The 255-nt window shown below is 52.5% G+C and carries 1 rRNA gene; it reads right to left on the bottom strand.

Annotated elements, in window-relative coordinates:
- Nucleotides 1-255: ribosomal RNA gene (locus tag JHD79_RS22680) — 23S ribosomal RNA — on the bottom strand; the annotation flags it as partial.

Here is a 255-nt window from a genome sequence, read left to right as displayed (position 1 = left end):
ACCTCCACTGACTATGCGCCCTATTCAGACTCGCTTTCGCTTCGGATCCGTGCCTGAAGCACTTAACCTTGCCAGTGAAGAGTAACTCGTAGGCTCATTATGCAAAAGGCACGCCGTCACGCCACCTGGACGCTCCGACCGCTTGTAAGTATACGGTTTCAGGTTCTATTTCACTCCCCTGTTCGGGGTTCTTTTCACCTTTCCCTCACGGTACTGGTTCACTATCGGTCTCTCGGGAGTATTTAGCCTTACCGG

Source organism: Pedobacter sp. ASV28 (assembly GCF_016428855.1).
In the GTDB taxonomy this organism is placed as follows: Bacteria; Bacteroidota; Bacteroidia; order Sphingobacteriales; family Sphingobacteriaceae; genus Pedobacter.
Note: the sequence above shows the minus strand (reverse complement) of the source record. Positions and strands in the feature narration are given on the sequence as shown.